The sequence below is a fragment of the Hydrogenophaga sp. genome (assembly GCF_035481345.1).
In the GTDB taxonomy this organism is placed as follows: Bacteria; Pseudomonadota; Gammaproteobacteria; order Burkholderiales; family Burkholderiaceae_C; genus Hydrogenophaga.
The window spans coordinates 53,334-62,941 of record NZ_DATIGV010000018.1 but is presented as its reverse complement, the minus strand read 5'-3'; the positions used below and the strand labels follow the sequence as shown (position 1 = coordinate 62,941).

Below are 9,608 nucleotides of genomic sequence, written 5' to 3'. Positions count from 1 at the left end.
CAAGCGCGACACCGGCCGCACGCTCTACATCCTCGACGAGCCCACCACCGGCCTGCACTTCGCCGACATCGAGCTGCTGCTCAAGGTGCTGCACCAGTTGCGCGACGCGGGCAACACCATCGTGGTGATCGAGCACAACCTGGATGTGATCAAGACTGCCGACTGGCTCATCGACATGGGGCCCGAGGGCGGCACCGGTGGCGGCACGGTGGTGGCGCAGGGCACGCCGGAGGACGTGGCGTCCAACCCGGCGAGCCACACGGGGCATTACCTCGCGCGGCTGCTTTAAGAACGCGTTCCCAGGCTCAGCGGTTGCGGTACGCCAGCCCCACCCCCGCGCTGTAGGTGGTGGGCCGCGTGGCCAGCGGGCTGCGCCGCGCGGCGCCCTGCAACTGCGCCATGCCCAGGCCCGCGTAGCCCACCCAGTGCCGGTTCAGCGCCGAGGTGATGCGCCAGCCCATCGACAGGCTGTCCCAACCCGAGCCGATGGCGTACGCCGGCAGGCCGGTGGCGGCGGCGCCTTCGGGGCTGATGCCGTAGTGCGTCTGGCGGAAGCTGCCGTTGGCCCAGCCGGCGCCGAAGGACAGGTCCCAATGCGTGTCGCGCGAGATCCGGTGGCGGTAGTTCAGCCCCGTGTCCAGGCGCAGGCCGCCGTCGCGGCCCAGCAGGTCCTGCGAGGCGCGGCTGGTCAGGCTCCAGCGCTCGCTGAGCGAGAGGCCCAGCGTGAGGCGGCCGCGCACGGTGGCGCGCACCTTGCCCAGGCCATGGAAGCGCGGGTCTTTCTCGTCGCGCCAGTCGCGGCCGTCGTCGATGGCGAGCGAGGTGTTGAGCGAGACCCTGTCGCTGCGCGCGAGCTGCGTGCTCACGCCGCTGTCCACCGTGTCGCGGCCCTGGTTGAGCAGGGCGCTCGCGCCCGAACTCGCGAAGCGCAAGCGCCCGAGTTGAAAGGCCCAGATGCCGCCGAACGAGAGCTTCTGCTCCGCCGTGCCCAGCGGATTGGCCGAGGAGCCGATGGCCGCTCCGACGAGGTAGTCGCGGCTGGCTTGCAGCGCCACCTCGTCGCGGGGCGCCCCGGTCCGGTCCTGGGCCGGGGCGTCGGCGCCGTCCTGCGCCAGGCCAGCGGCGGCGATCAGCGAGAGCACCGCGCCGGCCAGGGCCTGTTTCACAGCCGGCTCAGGTCTTCGATGGCGTCGATCACCATGCCCGTGCCCACGGCGATGAGCAGGATGTCGGTGGCCACGCGCACGTACTTGTGGCCCGAGGGCGGCACGCCGAGGCGGATGGAGATGGCGTCGGGCACCGGGTAGTAGATGACGTCGCCGGGCAGCGGCGCGCCGCGGCGCCACTTCTTGGCCTGCCCCGGCGGCATGCAGCCGTTGTTCTTCTTGGCCAGGCCGGGCGGGCAGTTGCCGGCGCGAAAGCGCGGCTCGTAGTAGTCGACGACGGTGCGGCGCTGCGCGTCGGTGAAGTAGCCGCCGATCTGCACGTTCACCGAAATGTCGGTGCGGTCGCCGCCCGAGGGGGCGTGGCGCGCGGTGCTGTCGCGGTCACCACCACCACCCTTTTGCGGCTTGCCGCCGCCCTTGGCTTTTTCTTCGGCCTGGCCGTGTTTGCCACCGCCGGCGTGCGGGGGCTTCTCGGCCAGTGCGGGTGCGATGGCCAGCGCCAGCGCGGCGCCGAGGAGGAACGGGGAGAGGGAGCGATGAAGAAGGGGCATGGCGTGGGGCTCTGCGGTTCAGGGGAAAACGAAATCCTGGTCGACGGTGTCGCTGTCGCTCACCGCCAGGTGATCGACGGTCTTGCTGACGCCGCCCGTGGTGGCGCGCACGGTGAAGTTGCCTGCGGCGCCGTTGTCGGCCGCGAAGCTCAGCGCGCCGCCAGCGGCGTGCTGGGCCACGCGCGGTGCGTCCACCGCGAGGCCGGTGAGGGCGTATTCGCCGGTGATGGCGTTGACCGGGCGGTCCACCAGGGTGATCGTGTCGCCCGCCGTGAGTGTCTGCCGCACGGCCACGGCCGCTTCGATTTCGGGTGGCACCGGCGTGATCGACACCTGCCCGGTGAAGATGGCCGTGCCCGAGGCGGGCGGGTCGATGCGCTGGCCGGCGGGCGCCGCGCGCACGAGCTGTCCGCTGAACACCTGCACCTGGCGCACGGCCGCGGTGGCGTAGCCGGGCGTCACCACCACCAGCGTGTACTCGCCCGGCTCCACGGGCTGCAGCTTGAACAGGCCGTTGGCATCGGCCACGGTGGCGCGCCGCACCTCGCCGTTCTGCTGCAGCGACACGCTGGCGCCGGCCGTGGCCGCGGCGATCGACACCTCGCCGATCACGCCGGTTTCCACGCGCGGCAGGGTGCGCAGCACGGGCTTGAGCAGGTACTGGCCCGAACTCCCGGCCATCACCACCGATCGGCAGGCATCGAAGTCGATCACCACGTCGGTCAGGCCGTTGGCCTGCACGGCCAGGCTGGTCTGCACCTTCAGGCCCGACTGCTGCCCGCTCGGCGTCTTGAGCGGCACTCTCACGCCCGGGTTGCCGCTGAGCACGATCCAGTTGCGGTCGGCTTGCGTGCCGGTGTTGGCGGCCAGCACCAGGCGCAGCCGGGTGTAGGTGCCCGCGGGCACCAGGGTCTGGCCCAGGTCGAGCAGGGCGCCGTTGGTGTAGTCCAGCAGGTCGATGGTGCGCGGCGGGTTCACCGGGATGGACCGCCAATCCGGGTCGCTGTCGGGCGCGTCCGAGGTGTGCACGCGCACCTCGCTCACGGTGACCACGACCTCGTCGTAGCCGCAGGCGGGGTTATCGGTGAGCGCCACGCGCAGCGTGCCGCTGCCACTGTCTCCACCACCGCCGCCGCCGCAAGCGGCGAGCAGCAACATCAGCGCCGCAGCAAGGGCGGCGCGCATCCGGGGCATCAGGCTCATGGTTGTTCTCCAACGACTCCGCACCGTGGGGGTGCGCGGATCGGCATTGTTGGCCGAGGTAGCGCCGACCCGGTTACCAGTTGTAAGGTGTGGCATCAAGGAACTGTGATCTGATCGATTCATGCCTCAGGAAACCGAAATCAAGCTGGCGTTGCACCCCCGGGACGCCGAGCGCCTGCTGGCCCACCCGCTGTTGCGAGGCCTGCCGCGCGCGGGCCAGCGCCTGTTCAACACCTACTTCGACACGCCCGATCTGGCGCTGCGCGAGGCGCGCCTGGCCGTGCGCGAACGCCGGGTGGGTGGCCGAAGCCTGCTCACGGTCAAGACCTCGGGCAGCACCGTCGGCGGCCTGTCGCAGCGCGGCGAATGGGAAGTGCCCAAGCCGCGCGGGCGGGTCGACTTCTCGCGCGTGGTGGACGAGCCCGCGCTGGCCGCCGCCTTGAAGGATTGGGCGCCGCGGCTGCGCGCGGTCTTCCGCACCGACTTCGCGCGCCGCGCCATGGTGGTGGAGCACGCGGGCGCGCGCGTCGAACTTGCGTTCGACGACGGCCACATCGCCGTGGGCAACGGCCGGCGCGTGCGCCGCGAGCGCCTGCTCGAAGTGGAACTGGAACTGCTGGACGGTCCGGTCGATGCGCTGCTCGATCTGGCGCACACGCTGGTGCTGGGCCCCGAGGGCCGCACCGCGGGCGCGTTGCGCCTGCACCCCGAGCCGCGCAGCAAGGCCGAGCGCGGCTACGCCCTGTTCGCGGGCCAGGCGGCCATGCCCCGGCGCGCCGCGCCCCTGGAACTGAGGCGCGACATGACGGCGCGCGAGGCCTTCCAGGCCGCCAGCCTGGCCTGCCTGACGCATCTGCAGGCGAACGAGGCCGAGCCGCGCGCGCTGGCGCACCTGCCGCCCGCCGCCGCGCCACTGCCGGACCCGGAGTTCGTGCACCAGTTGCGCGTCGCCCTGCGCCGCCTGCGCACCGGCCTGCGGCTGTTCCGCGACCACCTGCCGCGCCGCTGGGTGGCGCACTGGTCGGCGCACTGGAAGGGCCTGGCCGACACGCTCGGCGCGGCGCGCAACTGGGACGTGTTTGCCACCGAGTGGCTGCCCGAGCGCCTGCCCGACAGCGACGCCCGGCCCGAGGCCCAGGCCCTGCGCGCCTGGGTGGCCGGGCAACGCCGCGAGGCCAACCTGGCGGTGGCGCGTGCCTTGGCCGACCCGGCCCACGCGCTGGCCCTGCTGGCATTCACCCGCTCGGTGTTCGCCTTGCCCGAGCCGCGCGAGCGGGTGAACCTGCCGCGCTGGGCCGTGGCCACGCTGCGCCGGGGCCACGCGCGGCTGCGCGAACAGGCACGCGACGCGCGCCGCCTGGGCCCGGACGGGCGCCACGAATTGCGCCTGGCGCTCAAGAAGCTGCGCTACACCCAGGAATTCCTGGTCGGCCTGCTCGACCCCAAGCGCGCCGCGCGCAGCACGGCCACGCTGGCCGACGCGCAAACCCTGCTCGGCGAACTGAACGACCTGAGCACCGCCCAGGTCCTGCTGCAACGGGTGCCCGCCGCACTGGCCCCCACGCTCGTGGCCACGCTGCAGGCCGGGTTGCAGGCGCAGCTCGAGGCCGGCCTGCTGGCCCTGCCGACGATGGAAACCGCGTTGGAGCGCTCGCCGCTGCCCTGGTGAGGCCGGCCGCCCGATCGGCAGCCCTCAGGCGCGCGCGCTCACCCAGTGGTTGTCCAGTTGCAGGGCCGCGGGCCAATCGCGCCGCTGGCCGTCGTCCCACATCGCCGCCGCGCCGCCGGCCCAGGCGTGCCCGGCTTGCGCGGCGAGCGCGCCGGCCGAGGGCAAGGCGATCCGATCCGCGATCACACCGTCTGGCGCCAGGCCCAGCAGCGCGTTCGCGCGCGTGGCGCTGAGCCAGAAACCGCCACCCGCGCGCGCACAGATGTCGCCGCCGTAGCCGAGTGCGCCGGGCATGGGGGGCGAGGCCTTCAAGGCGCTGCCGTCCCAGGTGGCCAGCAGCGGCGCGTCGCGGCGCGCGGCCTCGTCGTCGTGCTCGGCCTGCAGGGCGATGCCCACGCGCCGGCTCACCGGGTCCCAGGCCAGGTGGCGCACGCTCAGGCGCGGGTCGTGCAGGCGCCACTGGCCGAGCAGGGTGCCGCCGGCGGGGTCCAGCGCCACCAGTGAAGGGTCCATGCGCGAGAGGTCGCGGTGGCTGCGGCCGGTTTCGCTTTGCGTGGGAATGCCGCCGTTGGCCACCAGCAGCGCGCCGGCGGGAACGTCGCCCAGTGCCTCGGGCAGCACCAGCATCTCGTGCGGGTCCATGCCCCGCGTGGCCCACTCGCCGGTCTTCTCCAGCGTGCGCGCGTCGCGCAGGCCGATCAGGCCGCTCGCGTCGGCCTGGTCGGTCTCGGCGGTCCACACGAAGCGGCCATCCGTGGAGGGCAGCACATGGCCGTTGAGCCGGCGGTCATCGTCCACCCAGTGCCACTGCGGCTCGCCGCCCGCGGGGCGCCAGCGCAGCAGCCAGTCGCCGGGGCGGCGCGCGGCCACCAGCACGGCGCCATCCGCTTCCAGCGCCAGGCCGTGCGCGCGCGTGGGCAGTTCGATGCGCGAGCGCACCTGCGCGCCCCCGGTGCCGACGCTCAGGCGGCCCGCGTGGTAGCGGCCGGCTTCGGCCCAACTGGCCAGGAGTTCGTCGGACTCGCCGCGCGCGGCGGCGTGGGCCATGGGCCAGGCCGCGGCACCCAGCAGCGCGAGCAGGGCGCGGCGCGTGAGACCACGGCGGGGGTCAATCGCCATCGGCACTGGAAAAACCCAGGTTGACTTCGAGGCTGCCGGCCACTTCGGCCTGCATCATCGTGGTCAGCTTCTTGAGCGTGCGCGCCGTCGCGTCCACGCTGGCGGGCTGGCCGGGCTTGAGGGTCTGCATCGCGCGGTCCGCCTCGTCCACGGTGGCGCGCCAGCGATCGGCCAGCGCGACGTGGCCGCGCCCGCGCAGGTAGCTCTCGATGCTCACGCGCCCCGCACCGAGGGCGGGCGCGCCGCTGTCGGGCTGGCGCGCCAGCGCGCGCAGTTCGGCCCATTCGGCGGCCCAGGCCGCGCCGGTCTGGCCGCTGGGGACGCGCGCGAAGGCAGGCGCCGCGCCGCGCGACTCGGCCTCGCGCAGGGGCTTTTCCATGCCCATCCAGCGCAGGCGTTCCAGGCCGCCCAGCCACTGGTTGATGAACTCCACGAAGGCGGTGACGGCAGCCTCCTCTTCGGGTGGCGTCGCGGCCAGGGCGTCAAAGGCGCTGCGCAGGGCCTCGGCCTCGCGCTGCACCTCCTGCGCGGCCAGCACGGCGTAGGTGCAGGCGCCGCTGCGTGGCGCGGCGGGGGCCGTCCACAGCAGGTGCTCGATGGCGGGCAGGCCCTTGGCCGGCGTGCCCACGCGCACCATGTCCTCCAGCGTCTTCGGCTCGCGCGCGAGCATGCGCCTGAGCAGGTCGGGGCGCAGCGGCTGGAAGTCGATGGCGCGCAGCGAGCGGCGCTCGATCAGCGGTCCCACCGCCACGGCGGCCAGGTGCTCCCAGGCCAGCATGGTCTGCGTCCAGGCGGCGCGCGCGGGGGCCAGCGCCGCCGGGCCGGCGCAGTGGGCCTGCAGCGCCTGCACCAGCGCGGGTGCCTGCGCGGCGAACGCGCGCGCCAGCGGCGCGGTGTGGTCGCGGTACAGCGCCGACACCGCGTCGGGCGGGTAGTAATAGGGCGCGGCGGCCTGCGCCCACAAGGCGCCCGGCGCGCTCAGCAGCAAGGCCAGTGTGGCGGCACGCAGGCGCATCAGAGACTCTCCACGAACTTCACCAGCGCCTGGCGGTCGGCCTCGTTGAACTTCAGCACCTGCTGCTTGCTGGCCTCGGCCTCGCCGCCGTGCCACAGGATGGCCTCGAGCACGCCGTCGGCGCGGCCGTCGTGCATCAGGCGCGTGTGGCCGTTCACGTCCTTGATCAGGCCGATGCCCCACAGCGGCGGTGTCTTCCACTGCCGGCCGCTGGCCCGGAAGTCGGGGCGGCCATCGGCCAGCGCCTCGCCCATGTCGTGCAGCAGCAGGTCGGTGTAGGGGTGGATGGTCTGGCCCTGCAGCGCCTTGCTGCTGAGGTTCGGGAAGGGGCCTTCGGCCGTGGTGTAGCTGGGCCGGTGGCACACCGCGCACTGCGCCTGCGCGAACAGCGCCTGGCCGCGCAGCACTTGCGGATCCTTGGCGTTGCGGCGCGCGGGCGGTGCCAGCGTGGCCTGGTAGAAGACCACTTCGTCCAGGGTCTTCGGATCGATCTCGGGCTCGCCGTCCTTGCCACCGTGCGGCGCGGCCAGGCAGTCTTTCTGCTTCGGCGTGCAGGTCTGCTGCGGGTGCTGCACCGACGTGATGCCGATGTCGCCATGGAAGGCGCCGGCCGTCTGGTGCGCCAGCGTGGCCACGTTGGCTTTCCAGCCGAAGCGGCCGACCATCTCGCGCTGCGCGAACGCGTCCCACACGCGGTTGGGCTGGCCCTTGATGGGGCCGTCCAGCGCGGCCTGCGCCTGCGCGTTGGCCAGGATCTCGCGCTCGGGAATGGCTTCCAGCAAGCCCACGCCGATGACCTGCGGCGCGATGCGCGGGCTCACCATGGCGCCCTGGGCGAGCGGGCCGTAGGCCAGGCGGTCGATGATGTACTCGGGCTTTTGCAGCGTGTAGGGCGTGCCGTCGGCGAACTTGCCCTTCACGGCTTCCCAGCGCAGGCGCACGCGGCCCTCGGGCTTGACGCCCTGGATGGCGGAGGTGTTGAGCTGATCGCCGTAGACGGGGTCGTGCAGCGGCCCGCCCGTGGCGTCCGCCCCGGGGATGGACAGGCGCAGCAGCAGCGCCAGCGGCTCCTCGTCGGAGATGCCGCGCTTCCACGGCGGCGGCTCACCGCGGCCGTCGAACAGGTGGCAGGCGCCACAGGAGCGCGCCAGGAAGTTCGGGCCCAGGCCGTCGCGCGCCTTGGTGCTGGCGGGCGCCTCGACCCAGTTGCGCTTGAAAAAGGAATTGCCGATGACGAAGCGCGTGCGCTCCGCGTCCGTGAGGTTGGCGGCGGGAAAGGAAAACGCGTTCTTTCCCGTGGCCCAGACCGTGGTCTCGCCGCCGGTCTTCTCGCCCAGCGGATCGGGGGCCACATCGGTGGGAACGGCGGTGGGGGCGGCGGCCTGCGCGCCAGCCAGCCCCGCGTGGAGCGCAGCGGCCACGGTGGCCGCCGCGAGGGCGGTCAGCGCAGCGGCCGTGAAGGCCGCGCGCTTCACGGCTGCACCAGCGTGAGCTTCTTGATGCCCACGGCCGCGGCCGCGGCCACGATGTCGTTGGACTGCTCGGTCAGGCTCTTGATGGTGGCCTCGACCTTCGGGCGGCCCGCCGAGCCGGCGATGATCGCTCGGTCAAACGGCGCGGGAATGGCCTCGGCCGCTTCCACGGAGGTGCGGATCTGCTTCGAGGTCTTCTCGGCCAGCGCGGCGTCCTTGGCGTTCACCAGGTCGCGCAGGCTGGGGCCTTGCAGCGTGCTGCCGTCGGCGCGCACGTAGCGGCCGAGCCAGACGTTCTCGATGCCCTTGGCGTTGGTCACGGCGTCGCGGTGGGTGTTGTCGGCGAAGCAACTGTGCTCGTCTTCCTGGTCCTGGCTGGCCAGGGCCACTTCAAGGCGTTCGCCGGCCAGCTCACCGCGCGAGAGCGAGCCCATGGCCACGAACATCTTGCGCAGGGACTCGTTGCCGCCCTTCTCGAACCGGGCGCGGTAGTTGTTCTTGGCGCCCGGCGCCCAGGCCTTCACCAGGCCGCTCAGGTCGTCGACCAGCAGTTCGGTGACGACATTGAGGTACTGGCGGCGGCGATCGGCATTGGGCGCCTTGCCGTCGACGAAGTCCTCGAAGCTGCGGTTGCCCGGGCCGGTCTCGGACAGGTCCTGGCCCCAGAGCATGAATTCGATGGCGTGCCAGCCGGTGGCGATGTTCTCTTCGCCGCCTTTTTCGTTCATGCCGGCCAGGGCCTTCTTGGTGATGGCCTGCTTCTTGTTGTTGACGATGCCCGAGGTTTTCTTGCCGTCGATGTAGTCGACGTAGGACTCGTCCATGGGCCAGGCGTTGAGCTGGCCTTCGGGGCCGTTGTCGTTGTCGATGGGGCCGCCGTAGAAGCGGAAGGCTTCGGTCTGGCCGTAGAACTCGCGCGCATCGAGCCAGGCCTTGCGGGCGGCGTCCTGGGTCTGTTGCGAGGGCGCGGCGGTGAAGGCCTTGACGGCGGCCTGCAGGGCCTTGGCGGCGTTGAGCGTGTCCTCGTAGTTGGCGTGCACCAGGGTGGCGTAGTGCGTGGCCACGCTGGCGGGGGTGGCGGCGGTCTGGGCGTGCAGGGGGGCGGCCAGGCTCAGGGCGAGCACGGCAGCGGCGGCGAGGGGCTTCAGGCGCATGGCGGTTCTCCAGGACAGAAGGGGGAAACGCCGGATTCTAAATGCAAATAATTCTTAACATCGGCGTGAATTGGGCGGAAGCAAGGGGGATTCCTTCTCCGATTGCGATGGTTGGGGGCGTTTTCTCCGGCTGCTCCGGTCGGCTGCTCCGGTCATCGGCGCTCGGGTGTCCGGCTCCGCGACTGTCCCCCGGAGCGGATCGCTGGCGCGCTCCGCTCCTCCTCCTTTATGTCGCTGCGCCGGACACCCGATCACCGAC

General features: G+C 72.5%; 9 protein-coding genes. 2 read left to right on the top strand and 7 right to left on the bottom strand.

Going from position 1 to position 9,608, the window contains the following annotated elements:
- On the top strand, nt 1-289 hold a 289-nt coding region (locus VLG41_RS01360; protein ID WP_325347602.1), incomplete at its 5' end, for a hypothetical protein.
- Between the two features lie 16 nt (nt 290-305).
- Here the strand turns inward: VLG41_RS01360 and VLG41_RS01355 are convergent.
- From VLG41_RS01355 to VLG41_RS01345, 3 genes are read right to left on the bottom strand one after another with little or no spacing between them, the layout of a single operon-like run.
- Nucleotides 306-1,166 carry a MipA/OmpV family protein gene (locus VLG41_RS01355; RefSeq protein WP_325347601.1) on the bottom strand — a complete coding sequence of 287 codons (861 nt, stop codon included), beginning with the start codon at nt 1,164-1,166 and terminating at the stop codon, nt 306-308.
- The gene (locus VLG41_RS01350; protein WP_325347600.1) at nt 1,163-1,717 is read right to left on the bottom strand and encodes a hypothetical protein; all 555 of its coding nucleotides are present in this window, start codon (nt 1,715-1,717) and stop codon (nt 1,163-1,165) included. The genes VLG41_RS01355 and VLG41_RS01350 overlap by 4 nt, the downstream gene beginning before the upstream one ends.
- A gap of 18 nt (nt 1,718-1,735) precedes the next feature.
- Entirely contained in the window at nt 1,736-2,920 is a 1,185-nt protein-coding gene (locus VLG41_RS01345; RefSeq protein ID WP_325347599.1) for a DUF4382 domain-containing protein, read from the bottom strand.
- Nucleotides 2,921-3,041: 121 nt separating this feature from the next.
- Between VLG41_RS01345 and VLG41_RS01340 the strand changes: the two genes are divergently transcribed.
- Nucleotides 3,042-4,589 carry a CHAD domain-containing protein gene (locus VLG41_RS01340; protein ID WP_325347598.1) on the top strand — a complete coding sequence of 516 codons (1,548 nt, stop codon included), beginning with the start codon at nt 3,042-3,044 and terminating at the stop codon, nt 4,587-4,589.
- Nucleotides 4,590-4,613: 24 nt separating this feature from the next.
- On the opposite strand, the gene VLG41_RS01335 is transcribed toward VLG41_RS01340, so the two are convergent.
- From VLG41_RS01335 to VLG41_RS01320, 4 genes are read right to left on the bottom strand one after another with little or no spacing between them, the layout of a single operon-like run.
- Nucleotides 4,614-5,708: a DUF1513 domain-containing protein gene (locus VLG41_RS01335; protein ID WP_325347597.1), complete on the bottom strand. Its 1,095-nt coding sequence runs from the start codon at nt 5,706-5,708 to the stop codon at nt 4,614-4,616.
- A complete protein-coding gene (locus VLG41_RS01330; RefSeq protein ID WP_325347596.1) occupies nt 5,698-6,723 on the bottom strand; it encodes an imelysin family protein in 1,026 nt (341 codons plus the stop codon). The genes VLG41_RS01335 and VLG41_RS01330 overlap by 11 nt, the downstream gene beginning before the upstream one ends.
- The gene (locus VLG41_RS01325) at nt 6,723-8,198 is read right to left on the bottom strand and encodes a di-heme oxidoredictase family protein (RefSeq protein ID WP_414652410.1); all 1,476 of its coding nucleotides are present in this window, start codon (nt 8,196-8,198) and stop codon (nt 6,723-6,725) included. The genes VLG41_RS01330 and VLG41_RS01325 overlap by 1 nt, the downstream gene beginning before the upstream one ends.
- Nucleotides 8,195-9,349, bottom strand: a complete 1,155-nt coding sequence (locus tag VLG41_RS01320) for an imelysin family protein (RefSeq protein ID WP_325347595.1) — start codon at nt 9,347-9,349, stop codon at nt 8,195-8,197. The genes VLG41_RS01325 and VLG41_RS01320 overlap by 4 nt, the downstream gene beginning before the upstream one ends.
- Between the last annotated feature and the right edge of the window lie 259 nt (nt 9,350-9,608).

Coding starts and splice junctions, on each gene's coding strand:
- VLG41_RS01350 (WP_325347600.1), bottom strand. CDS start 1,717: ATGCCCCTTCTTCATCGCTCCCTCTCCCCGTTCCTCCTCGGCGCCGCG.
- VLG41_RS01345 (WP_325347599.1), bottom strand. CDS start 2,920: ATGAGCCTGATGCCCCGGATGCGCGCCGCCCTTGCTGCGGCGCTGATG.
- VLG41_RS01340 (WP_325347598.1), top strand. CDS start 3,042: ATGCCTCAGGAAACCGAAATCAAGCTGGCGTTGCACCCCCGGGACGCC.
- VLG41_RS01335 (WP_325347597.1), bottom strand. CDS start 5,708: ATGGCGATTGACCCCCGCCGTGGTCTCACGCGCCGCGCCCTGCTCGCG.
- VLG41_RS01330 (WP_325347596.1), bottom strand. CDS start 6,723: ATGCGCCTGCGTGCCGCCACACTGGCCTTGCTGCTGAGCGCGCCGGGC.
- VLG41_RS01320 (WP_325347595.1), bottom strand. CDS start 9,349: ATGCGCCTGAAGCCCCTCGCCGCCGCTGCCGTGCTCGCCCTGAGCCTG.